At 68.9% G+C, this 22181-nt stretch carries 16 protein-coding genes and 1 pseudogene; all 17 read right to left on the minus strand.

Translation table 11 applies throughout. The features are described from left to right. Positions 1–27: 27 nt before the first annotated feature. The 17 genes and pseudogenes from ACO2RJ_RS06740 to ACO2RJ_RS06820 all read right to left on the minus strand — a co-directional run bounded on the left by ACO2RJ_RS06740 (position 28) and on the right by ACO2RJ_RS06820 (position 22087). Entirely contained in the window at positions 28–444 is a 417-nt protein-coding gene (locus ACO2RJ_RS06740; RefSeq protein ID WP_423267217.1) for a hypothetical protein, read from the minus strand. 13 nt (positions 445–457) lie between these two features. Then, on the minus strand, positions 458–2050 hold the full coding sequence (locus ACO2RJ_RS06745) for an FAD-dependent oxidoreductase (RefSeq protein WP_423267218.1): 1593 nt from the start codon (positions 2048–2050) through the stop codon (positions 458–460). A 4-nt stretch (positions 2051–2054) separates the two neighbouring features. Beyond that, positions 2055–3197, minus strand: a complete 1143-nt coding sequence (locus ACO2RJ_RS06750) for an acyltransferase family protein (protein ID WP_423267219.1) — start codon at positions 3195–3197, stop codon at positions 2055–2057. Between the two features lie 962 nt (positions 3198–4159). After that, positions 4160–5506: a GTPase HflX gene (gene hflX, locus ACO2RJ_RS06755; protein ID WP_423267220.1), complete on the minus strand. Its 1347-nt coding sequence runs from the start codon at positions 5504–5506 to the stop codon at positions 4160–4162. A 94-nt stretch (positions 5507–5600) separates the two neighbouring features. Further along, positions 5601–5882 carry an RNA chaperone Hfq gene (gene hfq / locus ACO2RJ_RS06760; RefSeq protein ID WP_423267221.1) on the minus strand — a complete coding sequence of 94 codons (282 nt, stop codon included), beginning with the start codon at positions 5880–5882 and terminating at the stop codon, positions 5601–5603. A gap of 191 nt (positions 5883–6073) precedes the next feature. After that, positions 6074–6937: a D-amino-acid transaminase gene (locus ACO2RJ_RS06765; RefSeq protein WP_423267222.1), complete on the minus strand. Its 864-nt coding sequence runs from the start codon at positions 6935–6937 to the stop codon at positions 6074–6076. Positions 6938–7098: 161 nt separating this feature from the next. Next, on the minus strand, positions 7099–8466 hold the full coding sequence (locus tag ACO2RJ_RS06770) for a sigma-54-dependent transcriptional regulator (protein ID WP_423267223.1): 1368 nt from the start codon (positions 8464–8466) through the stop codon (positions 7099–7101). A 44-nt stretch (positions 8467–8510) separates the two neighbouring features. Then, complete coding sequence (locus tag ACO2RJ_RS06775) at positions 8511–8888, minus strand: ATP-binding protein (RefSeq protein WP_423268924.1); 378 nt, start codon at positions 8886–8888, stop codon at positions 8511–8513. A 213-nt stretch (positions 8889–9101) separates the two neighbouring features. Continuing rightward, a pseudogene (locus ACO2RJ_RS06780) lies at positions 9102–10688 on the minus strand (PAS domain-containing protein); the annotation flags it as partial. Between the two features lie 271 nt (positions 10689–10959). Beyond that, on the minus strand, positions 10960–12615 hold the full coding sequence (locus ACO2RJ_RS06785) for a Na/Pi cotransporter family protein (protein ID WP_423267224.1): 1656 nt from the start codon (positions 12613–12615) through the stop codon (positions 10960–10962). Next, entirely contained in the window at positions 12612–14009 is a 1398-nt protein-coding gene (gene pbfA / locus ACO2RJ_RS06790) for a (R)-1-hydroxy-2-aminoethylphosphonate ammonia-lyase (protein ID WP_423267225.1), read from the minus strand. The genes ACO2RJ_RS06785 and pbfA overlap by 4 nt, the downstream gene beginning before the upstream one ends. Beyond that, a complete protein-coding gene (locus ACO2RJ_RS06795; RefSeq protein WP_423267226.1) occupies positions 13994–15709 on the minus strand; it encodes a putative 2-aminoethylphosphonate ABC transporter permease subunit in 1716 nt (571 codons plus the stop codon). The genes pbfA and ACO2RJ_RS06795 overlap by 16 nt, the downstream gene beginning before the upstream one ends. Further along, positions 15706–16806: a putative 2-aminoethylphosphonate ABC transporter ATP-binding protein gene (locus ACO2RJ_RS06800; protein WP_423267227.1), complete on the minus strand. Its 1101-nt coding sequence runs from the start codon at positions 16804–16806 to the stop codon at positions 15706–15708. Before ACO2RJ_RS06800 ends, ACO2RJ_RS06795 begins: the two co-directional genes overlap by 4 nt. A 109-nt stretch (positions 16807–16915) precedes the next feature. After that, complete coding sequence (locus tag ACO2RJ_RS06805; RefSeq protein WP_423267228.1) at positions 16916–17935, minus strand: putative 2-aminoethylphosphonate ABC transporter substrate-binding protein; 1020 nt, start codon at positions 17933–17935, stop codon at positions 16916–16918. 118 nt (positions 17936–18053) lie between these two features. After that, on the minus strand, positions 18054–19505 hold the full coding sequence (gene phnY / locus ACO2RJ_RS06810; RefSeq protein WP_423267229.1) for a phosphonoacetaldehyde dehydrogenase: 1452 nt from the start codon (positions 19503–19505) through the stop codon (positions 18054–18056). A gap of 2 nt (positions 19506–19507) precedes the next feature. Beyond that, entirely contained in the window at positions 19508–20752 is a 1245-nt protein-coding gene (gene phnA / locus ACO2RJ_RS06815) for a phosphonoacetate hydrolase (protein ID WP_423268925.1), read from the minus strand. A 189-nt stretch (positions 20753–20941) separates the two neighbouring features. Next, on the minus strand, positions 20942–22087 hold the full coding sequence (locus tag ACO2RJ_RS06820) for a 2-aminoethylphosphonate--pyruvate transaminase (RefSeq protein ID WP_423267230.1): 1146 nt from the start codon (positions 22085–22087) through the stop codon (positions 20942–20944). Positions 22088–22181 lie beyond the last annotated feature (94 nt).

Below are 22181 nucleotides of genomic sequence, written 5' to 3' on the forward strand. Positions count from 1 at the left end.
CTTTTTTTCCTATAACGGCTCCGTCGACTACGCCACCTGTGTCGCCAGGCTCCGTCCGGCGCACAGGCTCGCTTCCGTCTCCGAAAGCACCCAGCCCTCGACGACGACCGTCCGGCCCGCCGCGAAATCGAGGGCGCACTGGTCCTGCACCAGCGTCCGGCGGGTGGTCGGGCAGTCGGTCGCGAGCGCCTCGCGGATCAGCGGGCGCGCGGTCAGGGCCCGCTCCAGGCTGGCGAGGTCGGACGGCAGGCCGGGGGCGGCGAGCGCGGCCCGGCCGATAGCGCGGCCCGCCGCGTCGTCGGGGGCGATGTCGAGCAGGGAGAAGAAATCGGGGTGGTTGCGCGGCACGAAACGGCAGGCGACGCGGCCGCCGCCATAGGCGAGCGCCCCGAGGGCTACGACGCCGGCGGTTCCGAGCAGCAGGCGTCGGGTGACATCGGCCATGGGGCGCCCTCCTTCAGGCGATCGCGGCGAGGCGATCGGCGAGCCGGATCGCGAGCGCGGTGATGGTCAGCGTCGGGTTGGCGCAGCCCCCCGAGGTGAAGACGGAGCTTCCCGCCATGTAGAGGTTCTTCACCGAATGCACGCGGCCGTTGGCGTCGACGACGCCCTCGCGCGGACTATCGTGCATCCGTGTCGTGCCCATGTGGTGATAGCCGGAGAAGGCGATCGACGGGTCCGGCGGGTCGGAGATCCCGAGCTGCACCCGGCCGATTCCGGCGGCGCCCAGCGCCTCGCCGATCAGCTCGTGCGAACGCCGCAGCTTCAGCAGGTCCGCATTCGCGACCTTCCAGTCGAGCGCGATGCGGTTGAGGCCGAAATGGTCCTTCTCAGCGATCAGCGTGACGCGGCTGTCGGGGTTCGGCGACTGCTCGGCGTCCTGCCGGAGCTTGTAGGCTGAGGCTGCGGCCTCCGGCGGGAACACGCGCCGCATGGCGTTGCGGTAGACCCCGGTCGCGACCGCCGGCAGGTCGTCGATCACGTCGCAGGTGCGCTCGCCCAGCCGGTCGGGCACGTGCCCGCGGCTGAACGTCTTGAGCATGGTGGAGAAGGCGATCCAGCCGTAGTTCCGGAAGTCGTCGCTGTAGACCTCGTCCTCGTATTGCGGCACCAGGAAAGCCGTGTTGTTGTTCAGGTTCTCCCGCTTGACGACGTCTGGGTTGATCTTGAGGCCGATGACCAGCGCCGCGCCGTCGATGTCGATCGTCTCGGGATAGAGGCCGGTGTCGACTCCCGGATTGATCAGCGCGAGCGAGGTCTCGATCGTCATGTGGTCGGTGTAGTAGCGGCCGACGAGGTCATGCTCGTTGCCGATGCCGGCGGGGCGCTGACGGCGGGCGTTGAGCAGGATGCGCGCGTTCTCGAGCCCGCCGCAGGCGAGCACGTAGGTCGCGGCCCGCACCTTGGCGGCGCGCCCGTCGAGGGTCGACACCGTCAGGGACTGCACCGCGTCCGAGCCGTCCTGCAGCGCGATGTCGACGAGGTTGGCGTGCAGCCAGCAGGCGATCCGCGGCTCGTTTGCGATCGTGTCCCTGAACTTCTCGGCGAAGCGCGTCGGCGGGCTCTGCTGGTAGACCGCGGTGAACACCTTCGCGGGGTCGAGCGGCAGCGCCGGGTGCGGGCTCAGCTTCGCCCAGTCGCGCCAGTCGTAGCGGTAGGGGCCGAGATCGAGATAGGGCTGGGCGCGGGCGTAGAACGGGTCGACGTCGGCGCGGCCGATCGGCCAGCCGTGATGCGGCACGTCGGCGCGCGACTCGAAGTCGATCGGGTCGAGCGGCGCGCAGAGGCCGGTCCAGTGGCCCGAGGTGCCGCCGAACTGCCGGAGCCGGGAGGCCGCGACGTCGATGTTGTGATGGCCGATCACCTGGCCGCGGTAGAGCTCCTGCGAGTCCGCCTCATAGGCCGCCCCGCCCCCTTCGAGCAGGACGACGTTGCGCCCCTTGCGGGCGAGCTCCAGCGCGATGGTGACGCCAGCCGGCCCCGTGCCGACCACGCAGACGTCGCCGACGATTTCCGCGGGCGCTTCCCCGTCCCTCAGATCCGAAATCATGGGCTTAGTCCGTTCTGGGCGCGGCGGCGGCCGACGTTGCGCGGGGCTTGCGTTGCAGGAGCCGGGCCATGACGCCACGGCCGGGCTTTTCGACGATGCGGTACGCGACGTAGGAGGCGAGAAGCGTCGTCGGAACGGCGAGCCCTCCGACGAGCGCGCGCTGCCAGAGCTGGTCGGAGACGCCGAGGATCTTGGCGGCGGCGAACAGCGCCTGCAGCACGATCGCATGGGTGAGGTAGATCGCGTAGGACAGCTCGCCGAGCCAGGCGAGGATCGGGCCGCGCAGCACGCCGGGCTCGGTCCACGTGGCGCGCGAGGCGAGCGCCGCGACCAGCACCACCATCGCCGGCCAGAGCGCGTCATAGGGCGCGTTCAACGCGACGAGAACGCCGCAGACGCCAAACACCCCGGTGACGATAAGCGCGTAGCTCCGCGGCGTCATCGCGAGCAGCGACGGCTCCTCCTCGAAGATCCGCCGCAGCAGGATGCCCGCGAAGAAGGACGGCACGATGCGAAACGCGCCGCCGTCGAAGGTGAGCGAGACGAGCTGATGGCCGAGCAGGAGGGTCGCGACCGCCGAGCACAGCACGAACAGGCCGAGGCCGACGACGATCCGGACGCGCGTGCCTTTCACCCGGTCGGCGGCGAGGAAGAAGGCCGGGATCGCAAGATAGGCGCACCACTCCGCGCTGACCGACCAGGAGGGCCAGTTCCAGGCGAGGTCGTCCGTCGCCCAGGTGGAGTGCAGCAGCAGCAGCGTGGCGACGAAGCCCCAGCCGTCATGCGCGTTGACCGGCGCGAGGCCAAGCGCCGCGCCCGCGCCGACAAGGACCGCGACCGCGAGCAGGGTGGCAAGGTGGAGCGGGTAGAGCCGGGCGAGCCGGCGTGACAGGAAGTCGGGATAGCGGAACCGCCCTGCCCTCCAGGCCGGATCATACACATGGGCGAGCACGAAGCCGCTCAGAACGAAGAAGAAGTCGACCACCAGCCGGGTGTATTCGACCGCCTCGGGCAGGGGCGCGTGGCCGCGCAGCGTCTGGGCGAGCGTATGGGCGAGCACGACCCAGACGGCGGCGAGGCCGCGAGCCGCGACGAGCTCCGGCATCAGCCGGCCGGCTTCCATCGTCGTCGGTGCGCCCGTCGCCATCGGCATCCCTGTCCCCGCGAGCGCGCGGCCGCCCTGTCCGGGACGGCGAAGCGCCGGCGCCGCGATCCCCCGCGCCAAGTCCTACGCGCAGAGTCTTTAAAGCTCGCTTAGGGCGGCCTTCCCCTTCTCGCCTCTTCGGACAGATTTCATAAACTTTGACGGATGGCGCCGAAGACGCCCGCCCGAGGCGGTCGAACGTGGCCGCAGCGGACGCCGGTCGAAGACGCCAACCATCCCAGAGGCTTAGCCGCCGCAAGCTGCGATCGGATCGACTAAGCCGGCTTTTTAGCCCGATCTCCCTTGACGACCCGCGACCAGGGGCGCATGATTCGTGTCGTCAACACAGACAACGGAGGTCTAAAAAAATGACTCCGCCGAAGCGTGAAGACAAACCGCGGTGATGCGCATCCGGAGCGCAAACAATCTGCGGCCGCTATAAAATTTAGATGAATGATTGTCGAAGCGTTGCATAACGCTCTCTTGAGGCGCGTCGCTGCAGGATCGGAGCAGAGGCGGCCGACATGTTGAGCCAAAACGACGACTTCGAAACAGATCGACGTCGAGCACGGTTCATGACAAGCCGCACGCCCCCTGGCTGGGCCGGCCCACAATCGTGAGAACCTGCCGCATCGACATTGATTGAAACGCCTCGCGGGCCCTGGCCGGCGGGGCGTTTCTGCGTGCGCGACCGTCTGCGCAGCGCCCGCCGCGCTCGAGCGCGATCGCGTCGCCCGGACTCGTCAGGTTCTCTCCGCGGCCGTCGTTCCGGGCTTGTCCCGGAACCCATTTCCTCGGGGTGTGCAGTCGCCCAACGCCGTCGGCGGGAATGGATCCCGGGACAAGCCCGGGATGACGGGCGGTAATCTTTCGCTTCGAAGCGAAGCGATCGTGCTCGAGCATCCGCAGATCCGCCACGCGGGGACGATCGCGCTCGCCTCGACGTCGGGCCGAAAGCGCCGGCGTCAGGCGCTCCGGCGCCGCCCGGGGCGTCGGCGCGGGGCCGCGGGCTTCACGGCGGTCGGTCCCGCGACGTTCGGAAAGCGGCGGCGCAGGCCGTCGACCCGGTCGGGCTCGACGCGGATGGTGAGGCGGACCGCGCCGTCCTCGTCCACCGTGCGATCCATCACGTCGCAATGCTCGAACAGCCAGTTCTCGCCCGAGCCGTCGCTTGAATCGACCGTGACGATCAGGGTCTCCCGGCCGGTCGACAGCCGGCGCTCGACCGCGGCGAGCAACTCGTCCTCGCCCTCCCCGGTCAGCGCGGAGACCAGCAGCGGCCGGCGGTCAGCGGCGCGGCGCACGGCCGTCGCGGCGAGGCTCGCCCGCTCGTCCGCCGCGAGGCGGTCGACCTTGTTCCAGACCTCCAGCACCCGCGGGTCGACCTCCGGGTCGACGCCGAGGTCGCGCAGCACCGAGGCGACGTCGGCGGCCTGGGCGTCGCTGTCGCCATGGCTGACGTCGCGGACATGCAGGATGACGTCGGCCGCGATGACCTCTTCGAGCGTCGCGCGGAAGGCCGCGATGAGCTGTGTCGGCAACTCCGAGATGAAGCCGACCGTGTCGGACAGGATCGCCGTCGCGCCATGCGGCATCCTGATGCTGCGCAGGGTCGGGTCGAGCGTCGCGAACAGCATGTCGGCGGCGGTGACGTCGGCGCGCGTCAGCCGGTTGAACAGCGTCGACTTGCCCGCGTTGGTGTAGCCGACGAGCGCGACCACGGGATAGGGCACGCGCTTGCGGCCAGCCCGGTGCAAGCCGCGGGTGCGCTTCACCTGCTCGAGTTCGCGCTCGATCTTGAGGATGCGCTCGCCGATCACCCGGCGGTCGGCCTCGATCTGCGTCTCGCCGGGGCCGCCAAGAAAGCCGAAGCCGCCGCGCTGCCGTTCGAGATGGGTCCAGGAGCGGACGAGCCGGCTCTTCTGCCAGGTGAGATGCGCGTGCTCGACCTGGAGCACGCCTTCCTTGGTGCGGGCGCGGCGGCCGAAGATCTCGAGGATCAGGCCGGTACGGTCGAGCACCTTGGCGCCGAGCTCCTTTTCGAGGTTGCGCTGCTGGACCGGCGACAGGGCGGCGTCGACGACGACGAGCTCGATCTCCTCGGCCTTGGCGACGTCCGCGAGTTCGGCGACCTTGCCCTTGCCGAGAAAGGTCGCGGGCCGGATTTCGGAGAGCGTGACGAGCCGGCTCTCGACGACTTCGAGGTCGATCGCGCCGGCGAGGCCGACCGCTTCGTCCAGTCGGGCCTCGGGGCTGCGCTGGGCGGCGGCGTTGGGATCGGGACGCGCGGAGACCACCGGCGCGATCACCATCGCCCTCGTGCGGCCTTTTCTGGTCTCGCCGCTCACGCGGCCGGGCCGTGCGGACGGACGCCTTGGACGACGTCAGACGCGGCGGAAAAAACCGTCAACGAACGCCACGCGCGGGCGCGGCGTGCTCGACGTCCGCCTTTTCGTCGTCCGGCTCGAACAGCTGGATCGGGTGGCCGGGCATCACGGTCGAGATCGCGTGCTTGTACACGAGCTGGGAATGACCGTCGCGGCGCAACAGCACGCAGAAATTGTCGAACCAGGTGACCACGCCCTGGAGCTTGACGCCGTTCACCAGGAAGATGGTGAGCGGCACCTTGTTCTTGCGAACGTTGTTGAGGAAGGTGTCCTGAAGATTCTGAGCGCGCTCGGCGGCCATATTCTTGTTCTTTCGTTAGAGCTTACGCAGGGAGCCAAGTGGACGCGGCGGATGCGGCGCCCGTTTCCGGCTCGCCCTTAATCGTTCGCCGCGCCGGCCCCGTCAGTCCCGTCACTGGGCGTATTAACGCCATAGCGTCGGAATTTCGCAAGGCCGGAGCAGGTGCATGGACGACGCGGCGAAACGGCCCCTCAGCCATCCGCCCGCTCCGCGAACTCGTGGAAGCGGCGGCGCAGAGCGAGCGCGACCGGGCCGGGCGCGCCGTCGCCGACCGGCTCGCCGTCGATGGCGATCACGGGCGTCACCAAGGCGGTCGCGGCGGTGATGAAGGCCTCCTTCGCGGCCTTGGCTTCAGCGATCGTGAAGGCGCGCTCCTGCACGCGCATCTGGAGCTTTTCCGCCATGTCGATCACGGTCGCGCGCGTCACGCCGCGCAGGATGCCGCTCTCCGCCGGCCGGGTGACCAGCACGCCGTCCTTCGTGACGATCCAGGCGTTGGTGGAGCCGCCCTCGGTGACGTGGCCGGAGGCGTCGACATACCAGGCCTCCTTGGCGCCGGCGTCCTTCGCCATCTGCTTCGCGAGCACGTTCGGCAGCAGCGCGACCGACTTGATGTCGACGCGCGGCCAGCGGTTCTCCGGCGTCGAGATCACCTTCACGCCCGCCGCGGCGCCGGCCTCGGCCTTGGCGCGGTCGGCCGAGCGCGAGGTGACGACCAGCGCCGGGCGGACGCTGTCCGGCGGGAAGTAGTGGTCGCGGCGGGAGACCCCGCGGGTGATCTGGATGTAGACGATGCCGTCCCGCACGCGGTTGCGGCGGACCGTTTCGCGCAGCACGATCTTCAGCGCCTTCTCGTCCATCGGCTCGCGGATGGACAGCTCCTTCAGCGAGCGCTTGAGGCGCGTAAGATGGCGCGCCTCGTCGATCAGCGCGCCGTCGCGCACCTCGCAGACCTCATAGACGCCGTCGGCGAACTGGTAGCCGCGGTCTTCGATGTGAACGGCGGCGGCGGCGTGCCGGACGTAGCGGCCGTTGACGTAGGCGATGCGGGACATCGGTCGTATCTTTCGAAGTGGAACACACTGTCATCGTCCGGGTTGACCGGACCATCCACGCCGGGCGTCGATCTCCACGCTCGGGATGGGTCCTCCGGTCAAGCCGGAGGACGACGGCCTTCATGCAAATGGTCAGCCAAGGCCGCCCCCGGACGCGCGCGTCACCCGATGCCGAGCGCCTTCAGCTTGCGGTGGAGCGCCGAGCGCTCCATGCCGATGAACTCGGCGGTGCGCGAGATGTTGCCGCCGAACCGGCTGATTTGGGCGAGCAGATATTGCCGCTCGAAGATCTCGCGCGCCTCGCGCAAAGCGAGCCCCATGAGCTGCTCGCCGCCCGCCCCGTTCGGCGTCGGCGGCACCATGGTGCCGATTTCGGAGGGCAGCATGTCGGCGGTGACGACCGCTTCGGGCTCGCCGCCGGCGAGGATCATCAGCCGCTCGACATTGTTGCGGAGCTGGCGGACGTTGCCCGGCCAGTCGTGCGACTGGAGCACGGCCATCGCGTCCTCGCCGATCCGGCGCTTCGCGAGGCCGGTCGCCGACGAGATCTGGTCGAGGAAGAACTCGATCAGCTCGGGGATGTCCTCCCGCCGCTCGGCGAGGCCGGGCACCCGCACCGGCACCACGGCCAGGCGGTGGAACAGGTCCTCGCGGAAGCGCCCCTCGGCGATCTCGGCCTCGAGGTCGCGCGAGGAGGACGAAATGATGCGCACGTCCACCGACACCCGCGTGGCGCCGCCGACGCGCGTGAAGGTCTGCTCGACCAGCACGCGCAGGATGCGGTTCTGCGTCTCGCGCGGCATGTCGGCGACTTCGTCGATGAACAGCGTGCCGCCATGCGCCTCCTCGAGCGCGCCGACCTTGCGGGAGCCGCCCTCGCCGCCTTCGACGCCGAACAGCTCCTCCTCCATCCGCTCGGGCGTGATCGCCGCGGCGTTGATCAGCACGAACGGCCCGTTGGCGCGCGACGACCGCCCGTGAATGACGCGGGCCGCGAGCTCCTTGCCGGAGCCGGACGGCCCCGCGATGAGGATGCGGCTGTTGGTCGGCGCGACGCGGTCGAGGGCGCCGCGGAGCTGGTTCATCACCGTCGACTTGCCGATGAACTTGGTGGCGACGCCCGAACCGCGGCGCAGATCCTTGAGCTCACGCCGGAGCTGAAAGGATTCGAGCGCGCGCTGGGCGATGAGCACGAGGCGATCGGCCTTGAACGGCTTCTCGATGAAGTCGTAGGCGCCGCTCTTGATCGCCGAGACCGCGGTCTCGATGTTGCCGTGGCCGGAGATCATCACGATCGGGATCTCGGGATGATCGCGATGGATGATGTCGAGCAGCTCCAGCCCGTCGAGCTTCGAGCCCTGCAGCCAGATGTCGAGGAAGACCAGTTGCGGCCGCCGTTTCGCGATCTCCGCCAGCGCGTCGTCGGAGTTGCGCGCGGTGCGCGTGCCGTGGCCCTCGTCCTGAAGGATGCCGGCGACGAGCTCGCGGATGTCGGCTTCGTCGTCGACGATGAGGATGTCGGTCGCCATGAGGACTAAAATAGCTCCAAATCGAGGATGGAAAGGCCTGGGGCTCAGGCGGCGGGCGCGGCTTTGGTGGGTACGGTCGCGGTTTCGAGGGGTCGTCGCGCCTGGAACCACAGGCGAACCATCGCGCCTCGGCCGCCGGTCGCGACAGCGGGCGAATCCATGAGTTCGACGCCCCCGCCGTGCTCCTCCATGATCTTGCCCACGATCGCGAGGCCGAGGCCGGTGCCTTTCTCGCGGGTGGTCATATAGGGCTCCAGCAACCGTTGTCGGTTCTCGGTCGGCAGACCGGCGCCGTTGTCGACGACTTCGATCACGGCGGTGTCGCCCTCGCGGCGGACCGTCACGTCGATCGCGCCCTGCCCGCGCGTCTCCTCCGGCACGGCGTGGACGGATTCGGTCGCGTTCTTCACGATGTTGGTCACGGCCTGCGAGATCAGCCGGCGGTCGAAGCGCGCGGGAATCGGCGCGTCCACGCCATGAGCCTCGATGCGGATGTCGGGATAGCCGACGCGCATCATGAAGACGCCCTGCTTCACGACGTTGGCGAGGTCCTCCTCCTCGATCGTCGGCTTCGGCATGCGCGCGAAGGAGGAGAACTCGTCGACCATCCGTTTGATGTCCTCGACCTGGCGCACGATCGTGTCGGTGCACTGGTCGAAGATCTCGCGCTCCTCGACGATCACCTTGCCGTATTTGCGCCGGATGCGTTCGGCGGAGAGCTGGATGGGCGTCAGCGGGTTCTTGATCTCATGGGCGATGCGGCGCGCGACGTCCGCCCAGGCGGAAGTGCGCTGGGCCGCGACCAGCTCGGTGATGTCGTCGATCGTGACGACGTAGCCGTGCTCGTCGGCGGTCGAGGTCTCCGTCGTGAAGCGCACGTTCAGGGTGCGCTCGCGGCCGTCCCGCAGAATCGTGAGCTGGCCCTGCACCAGCCGCTGCGCGCGACCGAGGGCGGCGTCGATCAGCGGGCCGAATTCGGGGGCCGCGTCGCGCAACGGCTGGCCGAGCAGCGTCTCCTCGGGCGCGGCGATCAGCTTCTCCGCGCTGCGGTTCATCAGCGTCACGCGGCCCGCGGGATCGATGCCGATCACGCCCGCGCTGACGCCGGCCAGCATCGCCTCCGTGAAGCGGCGGCGGCTGTCCATCTGCTCGGCGGCCTCGACCAGCCGGTTGCGCTGGCTTCGCAGCTCCGCCGTCATCTTGTTGAACGTCTCGCCGAGCGCCCCGAGGTCGCCGTCTCGCTTCGAGATCGGCACCTGGACGTAGAGGTCGCCGAGCGAGACCTGGTCGGCCGCGGTGATCAGGCGCCGGATCGGCGACGCCAGGCGGTTGGCGAAGGCGAGCCCCAGCCAGATCGCCGCGAGCAGCAGCGACAGCGAGACCAGGAGATAGAGCAGCGCGAAGGTCGCCTGGATGCGGGGGCGCCGCAGCGTCAGCGCGTTGTACTCCTCCGATCCCTGCTCCACGAGGCGCATGTAGCTGTTGGCGCGCGGGTCCACCGGACGCGCGACGAACAGGATCAGGTCGTCATAGCCCGCGAGCTTCAGCACCGCGCCGATCGCGTTCTGCTTGCCCGGCGCGAGCAGCGTCGGTTCGTCGGTCTGCGCGCTCTCGACGTCGACCTGCGGCGGGCGCGGGAACTCCCGCCCGATCTGGATGTTCGCGCGCTCCACCACCTTGCCGTCCGGCGACAGCAGCTGCGCCTCGGGCAGGCCGCGGATGGTGGCCTGGGCGGTGAAGAACTCGGCGAAGCGCTCGCGGTCCTGGTCGAACAGCGGGCGGGCCCGGTTGACGTCGTTCGCCATTGCGAGGATTTCGCCGCGGATCGAGCGCGCGTGCTCGTTGAGATAGGCGCGGGCGACCACGGTCGAGTTGTCGACGATCTCGCGCACGCGCGTCGAGAACCAGCTGTCGAAGCCCTTGTCGATGGTGACGAGCGCGAACACCGCGAGCAGCGCCGCCGGCGTCACCGCGACGACGGAAAACAGCGCGACGAGCCGGCCGTGAATCTGCGAGCCGCGCTCGGCGCGCCAGCGCGCGACCACGAAGGTGCGGATCTCCCAGGCGATGATGATCAGCAGCAGCGCGGCGAAGCCGCCATTGACGAGAACGGCGATCTGGCTCGCCCGCTCCGTCGGCTCGATGTCGGCGCGCCCGGTGAGCACGACGAAGGTGACGAGCGCCGAGACGAGCGCCGCGACCACGCAGACCGGGCCGAACACGCCCGGCCCATGCCGCTCGCGCAGGGCGGGATCATTCGTCTCCGGCGTCGCGGAAGGACTCTCGACGACCAAAAAGCGCCTCGTCTCGGGGGCTTGGCGATTGCGCGGCCGGGCGCCGCGGGGCAGCGATCTCCCCCTGCGTGAATCGCCGGCCGCTGATGCAGCTTAATCACACTGTTGTCGAAATGCGACAACTTCGCGGCGGGTCACGAAGTAGCCGTGGAGGGCCCACACATCAGCAGGCCCCCCGAAGACCGGCGACGAGGCGTCGTCAGACGCGGTTGGGCGCGAGGCGGCTTGTCTTGAGTTCGCCCTTGCGCTCGAGCAGGCCGTAGACGGTCGCCGCGATATGGGCCTCGATGCGCTTGAGGTCGCGGGTGATGTCGAGCTGCAGCGCGCTGGTCTCGATCTGGTCGGGCCGGCCCGAGCGCATTTCGGTGAAGTGCCGCTCCGTCGCCTCGCGCTCGAGGTCGCGGAACTTCTCCTTCTCGGCGACCAGCCGACGCGCGGCCTGGGCGTCGCCCGACATGAAGACCGCGACCGCGAGCCTCAGATGCTCGCAGAGCTTGCCGTGCATGTCGCCGATCCGCGCGATGGCGGCGGGCGGCAGCAGGCGTTTGTCGCGGATGCGCTGCGCCGCCATCTCCATCAGGTTCTTGTCCACGATGTCGCCGATGTGCTCGAGGTTGATCGCAAGCGCGAGCGTCGCGAACACGCGCTGGGTCTCCTTGTCGCTCAGCCGGTCGTGGTCGATCGCGCCGATGTAGAGCTGGATCTTGTCGAACAGCGTGTCGACCACGTCGTCGGTCCGGCTGATCTCCAGAACCTTGGCGGGATCGTCGCGGGCGAAGGCGACCTGCGACCCCCGCAGCATCTGCTCCACGACGTCCGCCATGTGCAGGACCTCGCGCGCGGCGTTGGCGAGCGCGACCGAGGGCGTCGAGAGCGCGGCGTCGTCGAGATAGAGCGCCGCGCCGGGATCGGCTGTGCGGGGACGGTCCGGAAGCGCCTTGGTGAGGACGCGCGCGATCAAGGGCAGCGGCCCGATAAACAGCAGCGCCAGCGCCAGGTTGAACGCGAGATGGAACAGCGCCGCGAGCCGGGCCGGGTCGGAGTCGACCGCCTTCAGGGCCTCGGTGACCGGCCCGAGGACCGGCAGCAGCAGCGCGCAGCCGACGAGACGGTTCAGCAAATTGCCGACCGGCGCGCGCAGCCGCGCAGGCTCGCCGCCGACCGCCTCCATCACCGGGTTGAGGGCGCTGCCGAGATTGCAGCCGAGCACCATGGCGAGCGCCGCCTCTGGCGAGACGATTCCCGCGCCGGCGAAGGTCATGACGAGCAGCATGGCCGCGACGGAGGAGTGCGCCGCCCAGCTGACCGCGGCCGCGACCAGAACCGTGATGACGGGCTCCTCGGTCAAGGCGCCGAGCAGCAGGCGGAGCGTCGCGGAGGCCTCGATCGGCCGCATCGTCTCCACCAGCAGGTGCAGCGTCAGGAGCAGCAGGCCGAGGCCGATCACGGTCTGCGCGATGTCGCGCACAAGGCTGGAGCGCGCCTTGCGGTGGACCGCCACGCCCAGGAACAGGAGAACCGGGAAGACGTAGGAGACGTCGAAGGAGGCGACCTGCACGATCAGCGTGGTGCCGACATTGGCGCCCAGCATGATCGCGAGCGCCGGCACGAGATCGACCGCGCCGGAGCCCGCGAAGGACGAGATCATCAGCGCCGTCGCCGTGCTCGACTGCAGCAGGGCGGTCACCCCGACGCCGGCGAGAAAGGCGCGCCCGCGACCCTTCAGCCCCTCGCCGAGCAGGTGCCGCAGGTCGCTGCCGAAAGCCCTCTGGACGCCGCTGTTGACGATGTGCACGCTCCACATCAGCAGCGCGATCTCGCCGAGCAGCTCCATCAGGACATGGGTGGCGCTCACCCTCCTCGTCCCGCGAGCGCCCCGTCGATCGCCTCCTCCAGCCGGTCGATCGCGTCGTCCATCTGCGCCGCCGAGATCGTCAGCGGAGGCGTGAGCGTCAGCACGTTCCCCATCGTGGTCTTGAACGACAGGCCGAGATCGAGCGCACGGTACATGATCTCTTCGGCGAGATCGGCGTCGGGCTCCCGCCCGTCGGCGGCCACGATCTCGACGCCGATCAGGAGGCCCCGGCCGCGGACGTCTCCGACGGCCGCGCGTCCCGCTCCGAAGTCCTCGAGCCGCTCCAGGGCCCGCGCGCCGACCGAGGCGGCGTTCTCGACCAGGCCCTCGTCCTCGATGATCTCGATCGTCGTCAGCGCGGCGCGGGTCGTGACCGGGTTCTTCTCGTGCGTGTAATGGCCGAACGCCCAGTCGCCGGCGACGTCGAGCTCGGGGCGCGCGACCACGGCCGCGATCGGCAGCACGCCGCCGCCGAGCGCCTTGCCCATCACCAAAATGTCCGGCGCGACGTCGTCGTGCTGGCAGGAGAACATCCGTCCCGTCTTGCCGAGGCCGGTCGGGATCTCGTCGAAGACGAGCAGCACGCCGTGACGGTCGCAGATCGCCCGGACGTCGCGCCAGAAGCCGGGCGGCGCGATGTAGGGCACCGCCCTCGCCGGCTCCGCGACCAGCGCCGCGACGTCGGGATCGCGCGACAGGACATAGTCGATCATGCGGGCGCAGGCGGCGCCGCTCTCCTCGGGGGTCGCGGCGCCGTAGGGGCAGCGGAAGCCGCCGAACGGCGCGACGTGCAGCGCGCCCGCGACCAGCGGCGCCGCCGGCCCGGAGCGGAACAGCGCCTCCCCTGACAGCGCGCCCGCGCCGACGCCCGCGCCGTGGAACGCGTCCCAGAACGACAGGGTCTTGAAGCGGCCGGTCGCGATCCGCGCCATCTTGACCGCGAGCTCGATCGCGTCGGAGCCGCCGGTCGTGAACAGGACCTTGGAGAGCGTCCCGGGCGCGATCGAGCCGAGCTTCTCGGCGAGCAGCACGGCGGGCTCGCAGGCGTAACGGCGCGGCGCGAAGGGCAGCGCGTCCATCTGGTCGGCGATCGCCTTCTTCAGGCGCGGGTGGCCGTAGCCGATGTGGTGGACGTTGTTGCCGTGGAAATCCATGAAGCGCCGGCCGTCGACATCCTCGATCCAGATCCCCTCGGCCTTCGCGATCGCGTTGAGGCAGGGCGTCGAGACGGACTGGCGCAGGAAGGCGCGCTCGTCGCGGGCAAGCAGCGCGCGGGCCTCGGCGCCGAGCGCGCCTTCCTGCCACGCCTGGCGGCGGCCGGTCAGGTTGGTGTCGCTCTCGGACTGCGCGACCAGACGCGGCGCGCCCGCCCGCCGGCTCACCGGCGACGCCATGACTGGAGCCTGCCGAAGACCAGCGCGTTGAGCGCGAGATGGACGAGCTTCGCCGCGATCGCGGTCGCCATGATCACGGTCGCCATCGCCGCGGCGGAGGCGACGGCGCCCGCCTCGTCCATGTGGACGATCGCGATCGAGGCGAGCTTGGTGTCGGCGCCGTAGAGGAAGATCACCGCCGAGACCGTGGTCAGCGCGTTGACGAAGAGATAGACCGCGATGTCGAGGATCGCCGGCATGCAGATCGGCGCGGTGACCCGCGAGAAGGTCCGCCAGAACGGCGCCTTCAGCGAGGCCGAGACGGCTTCGAACTCGCCGTCGAGCTGCTTCAGGCTGGTCAGCGCGGTGATGTGCGACACCGTGTAGAAATGCGCGATCGTGTTGATCACCAGCACTGTCAGCGTGCCGTAGAACACGCTCAGCGGGTTCCAGCTCGCATTGAAGAAGAAGACGTAGCCGAGGCCGAGCACCAGGCCGGGCGTCGCCATCGGCAGCATGGCGAGGAAATGCGCGAAGCCGCGAAGCCGCGGGAAGACCTTCAGCTTCTCGATCAGGTAGGCGCCCGTGAACACCACCGCCGTGCCGATAAGCGCGGTCAGCGCGGCGAGCTTCAGCGAGTTGAAATAGCTGTCCCAGCCGGTCGGCTCGGCGGCGGCGAAGTCGTAATTGTCGAGCGTCAGCGACAGATTGTACGGCCAGTAGCGGACGAACGAGCCCCACACCGCGACCCCGTAGGTCGCGACGATCAGGCCGCCGACGATCACGCAGAAGGCGAGCAGTCCGAGGTCGCGACGGGCGTCCGGCTTCGGCTCGTAGGGCACGGCGCGCGCCGACAGCATCGCGGACTGCCGGCGCTGCGTGCGGCGGTCGACGAAAAAGGCGACGACCGCCGGGATCAGCAGCACCATTCCGACGACCGCGCCCATCGGAAAGTTCTGCTGGCCGACAACCTGGCGGTAGGCGTCGGTGGCGAGCACGTCGAACTGGCCGCCGATCACCTTCGGAATGCCGAAATCGGTGATGACGAGCGTGAACACCACGAAGGTCGCGCTGATCAGGCCGTAGCGCGCGCTCGGCAGCGTAATCGTCCAGAAGATGCGCCGGCGGGTCGTTCCCATCGCCTCCGCAGCCTCCCGCATCCGGCCGTCGGACAGCGCGAGCGCGGTCGCCACGATCAGCAGCGCGTGGGGAAAGCTGTAGAGCGCCTCGGCGACGATGATGCCGATCGGCCCGTAGAGCGACGCCCCCATCATCCAGGACTTCAGAATGCCCTGGTTGCCGAAGATGTAGATCAGCGCGAGCGCCGAGAGCAGCGATGGCGCGAAGATCGGCAGCAGGGCCAGGGCGTAGAACACCCCCTTTCCCGGCATGCGGCTGCGGCTCAGCGCATAGGCGTAGAAGAAGGCGAGCGGCACGGTGATCGCGGTGGCGGCCCCCGCCACCATCACCGAATTGACGAGCGAGGCGATCAGCGTCGGCGACGAGACATAGGCGCGGAAGTTCGCCAGGCCGACGAAGCCGCCGTCGACGTTCTGGACGCTCTTCGACAGCAGCGCCCAGAGCGGCAGCGCGATGATCACCACGAGCAGCAGGCACAGGCCGGCGATCAGCGCGCCCGCGACCTGCGCCTCGCTGAGGCGCGGCCGCGCGGGGGAACGGCTCGACGACCGGGCGTCCATGCGCGCGGCGACCTCGCTCATGACGGCGCGCTCGCGAACACCCGCAGCGCCTCGGGCGGGAAGGCGACCGGGCGGATCTCGCCCTCGACGATGCCGAGATCGCGCATGGCGTTGGCGGAAAAGTCGGCGGCGATGCTCCCGCCGGTCGCGCCCGTCGGCTCCAGCCTGGCGCGGCAGAACGATCCGAGGAAGGAGAGATCGCCGATCCGCGCCTCGAAGCGGTTCGGCGCGTCCGCGGGAATCGCGCGCGCCTGCACCGCCTCCGGCCGCAAGGCGAGCCGGACGGCGGCGCCGACCGGCGCCTCCGCGTCCTCGGCGATGGTGAAGTCGAGCCCGTTCGCCCGCACGGTCCTGGCGCCGGTGACGACGGCGTCGAGGAAGGTCATGTGGCCGACGAAGTCCGCCACGAAAGCCGTTCGCGGCGCGCGGTAAATCTCCTCCGGGGTTCCGACCTGCTCGATCACGCCGTGGTTCATCACGACGATGCGGTCGGCCATGGCGAGCGCCTCCTCCTGGTCGTGGGTGACCATGATCGTGGTGACGCCGAGGCGCTGCTGAAGCATGCGCATCTCGTCGCGCAGCCGGACGCGCACCTTGGCGTCGAGCGCCGAGAGCGGCTCGTCGAGCAGCAGGAGGCCGGGCGAGGTCGCGAGCGCGCGGGCGAGGGCTACGCGCTGCTGCTGGCCGCCGGAGAGCTGGCCCGGAAACTTGGCCCCCTGCTCCGGCAGGCCCACCAGGGCAAGCAGCTCGGCCACGCGCGCGCGGATGTCGGTCCCTGACCAGCCCCGATTGACCAGGCCGTAGCCGACGTTCTTCGCGACCGTGAGATTGGGAAACAGCGCGTAGGACTGGAACACGATTCCGAAATCGCGTTCGGCCGGCGGCGCTTTGGAGACGTCGCGGCCGGCGATGTGGATCGAGCCGCTGTCCTGCGGGTCGAGGCCGGCGATCGCCCGCAGCAGCGTGGTCTTCCCGCAGCCCGAGGGCCCGAGGAAGCACACGAACTCGCCGCGCCCGACCTCGAGGTCGATGTTCCGGAGGGCGTGGAACGCGCCGAAGCTCTTGTTCAGGCCGGACACCCGGACGAACGGGGTCTCGATCGGCTGGGATGCGGGCATGGCGAAGCTCCCTCGGACCACGACTTCAGTCTCCCGGCCATGCGGGAATCACGCCAGCACGCGCCCGCCGCGGGCATGGCGGCGCGCTCGGGGCGCGCCGCCAACCGGATCACTTCTTCGGCGCGGCCTTCGACTCGTAGCGCTTCGACCATTCCGCGAGCACGCGCTCGCGGTTGTCGGCCATCCAGCCGAGGTCGTTCTTGATCATCGCCTTTTCGGCGCCGGCCGGGTAGTTCTGCGGCGGGCTGTCGGCGCCGGGATAGGCCACGATGGCGTAGGTCTTGGCGAACAGCTTGTTGGCGTCTTCCGTGGCGACCCAGTCCGAGATCTTCTTGGCGAGCTCGAGGTTCTTCGCGCCCTTGACGATGGCGTTGGCCTCCATCTCCCAGCCGACGCCCTCGGTCGGCAGGATGACCTCGATCGGGGCGCCCTTGGTCTTCTCGGACGCGCCGCGCATGTCGAGGGCGAGCCCGACCAGCTGCTCGCCGCGCGCGGCCTGCACGCACGGGGCCGAGCCCGAATGGAGATAGGCGGCGATGTTCTCGTGCAGCCCGTCCATGAACTGCCAGCCGGCGTCCTCGCCCATGCTCTGCAGCCAGCCCGCGACCATGAGATAGCCGGTGCCGGACGAGGCCGGGTGCGGCATCACGATCTTGCCCTTGAACTCGGGCTTCAGCAGGTCTTTCCAGGATTTCGGCGCGGCGATCCCGCCGGCTTCCGCGGTGTTGAAGCAGACCGCGCCGAGATAGGCGTCCATGCCGGTCCAGCTGTAAGGGTCCTTCGCGTCGCGGAAGACCTCCTTGAGCTTGTCGGCGCCCGCCGGCTTGTAGGGTTCGAGCAGGCCGGCCTTCTCGAACATCAGCAGGCTGGAGGCCGCGAGGCCCATCACCATGTCGGCGCGCGGATTGTCCTTTTCCGCGAGGAAACGCGCCGTGATGACGCCCGTGGAGTCACGGACCCACACGACTTCGGCGTCCGGCACCGCCTGCTCGATCGCCGTCTTAAACGGCTTGAGCTGATCGTTTTCGAGCGCAGTGTAGACCGTTACTTTCGTCTTGTCGGCCCACGCCGCATTCGGGATCGCGACAGAAATGACGGCCGCGAAGCCGGCCAAGATCAAAGTCTTCACCGCACCAAATCCTTCTGATGTGGCCGCTGTTCGGCCTGAAATCATTCAACTCAGCGCTTTTATTGAACGTATGTTGCAGTTTCCTGACAAGAACTGTTTTTCGGCGCCCTGCACAAACTTAAGCGCCCCAGGGCATCGACCAGGTGCGGACATTGGTGAAGCTCTTCATCGCCTCCACCACGCCTTCCTTGTAGCCGAGCCCGGAATCCTTGATCCCGCCGAAGGGCGACATCTCGATCCGGTAGCCCGGAACCTCCCAGACATTGACGGTGCCGACCTCGAGCTCGGCGACGAAACGCGAGACATAGTCGAGCCGGTTGGTGCAGACGCCCGACGACAGCCCGTAGTCCGTCGAGTTCGAGATGCGGATCACCTCGGCGATGTCGTCCGGGCAGCGCACGATCGGGATGACGGGGCCGAAGGTCTCCTCATGCACCAGCTCGCAGTCATAGGGCACGCGATCGACCACGGTCGGCGCGAACAGCGCGCCGCGCCGCGGCGCGCCGTGCAGGATCTCGGCGCCCTTGGTCACGGCGTCGTTGACGCGGTTCTCGAACAGGATGGCGGAGCGCTCGTTGATGACCGTGCCGACGTCGGTCTCGGGATCAGCCGGATCGCCGCATTTCAGCTTTCTGGCCTTCTCGACCACCAGCTTCGAAAATTCGTCGGCGACGCTCTCGACCACCAGAATGCGCTTCACCGCGGTGCAGCGCTGGCCGGAATTCTTGGTGGCGCCGGCCACCGCGAGCTCCGCCGCCTTGTCGAGATCGGCGTCCTCCATGACGATCAGCGGATCGTTGCCGCCGAGCTCGAGCACGATGCGCTTGTAGCCCGCCGTGTTCGCGATGTGCTTGCCGACGCGGACCGAGCCCGTGAAGGTCACGAGGTCGGCGTCCGGATCGGTGATCATCGCGTCGCCCATCGTCGAGGGGTTGCCGGTCACGACCGAGAGCATCTCCGGCGGCAGGCCCGCCTCGTAGAGCACGTCGGCGAGCGCGAGCGCGGTGAGCGGCGTCAGTTCGGTCGGCTTCAGCACCAGGCGGTTGTTGGTCGCGATCGCGGGCGCCAGCTTGTGGCTCACCATGTTGAGCGGGTGGTTGAACGGCGTGATCGCGGAGATGACGCCGAGCAGCGGCAATCGCGTCGTGTAGATCTTGCGCGCCTTGCCGTTCGGCGAGACGTCGCAGGAGTAGATTTCGCCGTCATCCTTGATCGTGAGTTGGGCCGCGAACGACCACACGTCATAGGCGCGCGACGCCTCGTAGAGCGCGTCCTTCCAACACAGGCCGGATTCCGCCGAGATCAGCCGGGCGAACTCCTCCCTGCGGTCGCGCAGGAGCTCCGCGGTCTTTTGCAGGATCTGCTGACGCTCGTAGCGGGTCAGCGTCGGCTTGAACGCGCGGGCCTTGGCGAAGGCGTCGCGCACATGCTCCGCGCGCGCCGCCGGCACCGTGCCGACGACCGAATTGTCGTAAGGGTTCTTGACCTCGACGACGTCGTCGGTCTGGACCAGCCTGCCCGCGATCCGCATCGCCTCGCGGCGGAAGGGCGGCTTGACGTTGGCGTTCATGGTCAGCGCACCAGGTTCAGGGCGACGTCGAAGACGTCGAAATTGCGCAGCGTGCGACCGGCCGGAACCTCGATCTTCCGGTTTGCGATCATCGGCACGGTCTGCTCGGTGAGCCCGCCATGGCTGCGCAGCGGCTCGGTGAGACCGGAGAGGTCGTGGCGCGCGGCCGAGGTTCCCAGCACCTTGTGGCGGTCGGACAGCACGACGACGTCGCCGATGCGGTCGGCCGGCAGCTCGAAGCGCTCGCACGCCTCCTCGGAGGTGATGGCGACGGTCACGCCGTCGACCGCCTTCGCGATCGCGATCACCTCCGCCCGCCGGTCCGCGTCGACATAGATCGTCGCGAAGGAGCCGAGCGCGCCATGATGGGCGACGTAAGGGTCGGTGATCGGCAGGATCACGCGGGTCGCGCCGGCGCCGAGCTTGGCGTCGAGGATCTCCTGCAGGTAGATCACGTCGGGCGAGCCGTCGGCGAGGTGCTTGTCGTTCATGCCGTGGTCGGCGGTCATGACGAGGGTGCAGCCGGCGGCGTCGAGCTCCCCGACGTAGGCGTCGAACATCGCGTAGAAGCTGTTCGCGACCTCCGACCCCGGCGCCGCCTTGTGCTGCACATAGTCGGTGGTCGAGAGATACATGACGTCCGGCCGGAAGCTCTTCAGCAGCTTCACGCCGGCGGCGAACACGAACTCGGAGAGGTCGGCGGAGTAAACCTCCGGCAGCGGCTTGCCGACGAAGCCCAGAACGTTCTCGACGCCGTTTTCGGCGAGGTTCGCTTTGTCCGCCTTCTCCGAGGAAAACGCGATCGCGGTCCCGCTCGAAAAATCCAGGCCCTTGCCGAGCAGCGTGCGCAGCTTGTCCTTCGCCGTCACCATCGCGACCTTGCAGCCGGCCTTCTGGAACTCGGCGAGGATGGTCGGCGCGCGCAGGAACCGCGCGTCGTTCATCATCACCTCCTCCTTGGCCTCACGGTCGTAGAAGAAGTTGCCGGCGATCCCGTGCACGGAGGGCGGGCGGCCGGTGATGATCGACAGATTGTTCGGATTGGTGAAGCTCGGAATGACCGACAGCGCCGTCGTGTTCGCGCCGGTCTTCATCAGTCGGTCGAGATTCGGGGCGAGGCCCGCTTCGATCGCGGCCTCGATGTAGCCGGGCTCGGAGCCGTCGATGCAGATGACGACGACCGGCTGCTCCGGGCACCTGTAGGCGCGGCCGTTGGCGACGATGTCGGAGCCGACATTCACATGCATGTTCATTTCGGAAGCTCCCGCTTCAGCAAACCCTGCGTCGACCAACTGCGTCCTTCGAGACGCCCGCGTTCCGCGGGCTCCTCAGGATGAGGAGGTTTGTTCCTGGCGTCCTCCACGCTCCTCATGCTGAGGAGGCTTCCGGAGGAAGCCGTCTCGAAGCACGCAGGCGGCGCGCTCCGAGACTTTGGTTCACGCCGCCGATTTCAGCCCGACGCCCATCTCGTCCAGCACTTCGCCGACGACGCCGACGAAGGCCTGCATGTGCCGCGCATGCAGATCGCCGATGCAGCCGATGCGGAAACTGTCCGCGACCGTCAGCTTGCCGGGATAGATCACGTAGCCGCGGTCCTTCAGCGCGTCGTAGAAGCGCTGGAACACGAAGCGGGCGTCCTCCGGCATGCGGAAGGTCACGATGATCGGCGCCTGGCGGGCCTTCGGCAGAAGCGTCTCGAAGCCGAGCGCCGCCATGCCGTCGATCAGGATGCGGGCGTTTTCGGCGTAGCGCTCGCCGCGGCCGGCGACGCCGCCTTCCGCCCAGAACTCCTCGAGCGCCTGATGGAAGGCGACGATGACGTGGATCGGCGGCGTGAAGCGGTACTGGCCGGTCTTTTCCAGCGCGGCGTGCTGGTCGAACAGGTCGAGCGTCAGCGTGGTGGCGGCGCCCTTGGTCTCGGCCAGCGCGTCCTTGCGCGCCAGCACGAAGCCGAGCCCGGGCACGCCCTGGATGCATTTGTTGGAGGACGCCGCGACCGCGTCGAAGGCGACCTCGCGGCTGTCCAGCGGCAGCGCGCCGAACGCGCTCATGGCGTCGATCAGCAGACGGCGGCCGAGCCGCTTGACGAGCGCGGCGATCGCTTCGACCGGGTTGCGGATGCCGCTGGTCGTCTCGCAATGGACCGCGAACACATGGGTGATCGCGGCGTCGCGCGTCAGGATCGCCTCGATCTCGGCGAGGTCCGGCGGGGTGTCCTCCGCCGTCTCATGGACCACGTTGGCGCGGCCCGCGACGTCGAGGATCTTCTTGGCGCGCAGCCCGTAGGCGCCGTTCACCAGCACCAGCGCCTTGCCCGAACGCGGCACGAAGCTCGTCAGCATCGCCTCGACGGCGAAGGTGCCGGAGCCCTGCATCGGCACGGTGACGAACTCGCCTTCGCCGTGGATGATCCTGGGCAGCCCCTCGAGCACGGCCCGGTTGATCGCGATGAAGGCCGCGTCGCGCGAGCCCCAGTCGTGGACCATCGCCTGCTTGACGGATTTCGAGGTCGTGAGCGGTCCCGGCGTCAGCAGCAGCGGGTCGCCGGTCTCGGAAGCGGCGGGACGGGAGGCGGAGGCCATGGGCGTCTGGTCCGGCTGTCGTTGAAGACGAGAGGAGGCTAGCGCGGGACTGTCAGATAGGTCCAATATCCAGTTTCCATCGGTCACATAGACA

This window comes from Hansschlegelia sp. KR7-227, from assembly GCF_049446035.1.
Lineage (GTDB): Bacteria > Pseudomonadota > Alphaproteobacteria > Rhizobiales > Methylopilaceae > Methylopila.

Excerpts from the sequence above, each read along its gene's own strand:
- ACO2RJ_RS06745 (WP_423267218.1), bottom strand. The coding sequence starts at position 2,050 with ATGATTTCGGATCTGAGGGACGGGGAAGCGCCCGCGGAAATCGTCGGC.
- ACO2RJ_RS06795 (WP_423267226.1), bottom strand. The coding sequence starts at position 15,709 with ATGAGCGAGGTCGCCGCGCGCATGGACGCCCGGTCGTCGAGCCGTTCC.
- ACO2RJ_RS06740 (WP_423267217.1), bottom strand. The coding sequence starts at position 444 with ATGGCCGATGTCACCCGACGCCTGCTGCTCGGAACCGCCGGCGTCGTA.
- phnA (WP_423268925.1), bottom strand. The coding sequence starts at position 20,752 with ATGCATGTGAATGTCGGCTCCGACATCGTCGCCAACGGCCGCGCCTAC.
- hfq (WP_423267221.1), bottom strand. The coding sequence starts at position 5,882 with ATGGCCGCCGAGCGCGCTCAGAATCTTCAGGACACCTTCCTCAACAAC.
- pbfA (WP_423267225.1), bottom strand. The coding sequence starts at position 14,009 with ATGGCGTCGCCGGTGAGCCGGCGGGCGGGCGCGCCGCGTCTGGTCGCG.
- ACO2RJ_RS06800 (WP_423267227.1), bottom strand. The coding sequence starts at position 16,806 with ATGCCCGCATCCCAGCCGATCGAGACCCCGTTCGTCCGGGTGTCCGGC.
- ACO2RJ_RS06820 (WP_423267230.1), bottom strand. The coding sequence starts at position 22,087 with ATGGCCTCCGCCTCCCGTCCCGCCGCTTCCGAGACCGGCGACCCGCTG.
- ACO2RJ_RS06750 (WP_423267219.1), bottom strand. The coding sequence starts at position 3,197 with ATGGCGACGGGCGCACCGACGACGATGGAAGCCGGCCGGCTGATGCCG.
- ACO2RJ_RS06765 (WP_423267222.1), bottom strand. The coding sequence starts at position 6,937 with ATGTCCCGCATCGCCTACGTCAACGGCCGCTACGTCCGGCACGCCGCC.
- ACO2RJ_RS06770 (WP_423267223.1), bottom strand. The coding sequence starts at position 8,466 with ATGGCGACCGACATCCTCATCGTCGACGACGAAGCCGACATCCGCGAG.
- hflX (WP_423267220.1), bottom strand. The coding sequence starts at position 5,506 with ATGGTGATCGCGCCGGTGGTCTCCGCGCGTCCCGATCCCAACGCCGCC.
- phnY (WP_423267229.1), bottom strand. The coding sequence starts at position 19,505 with ATGAACGCCAACGTCAAGCCGCCCTTCCGCCGCGAGGCGATGCGGATC.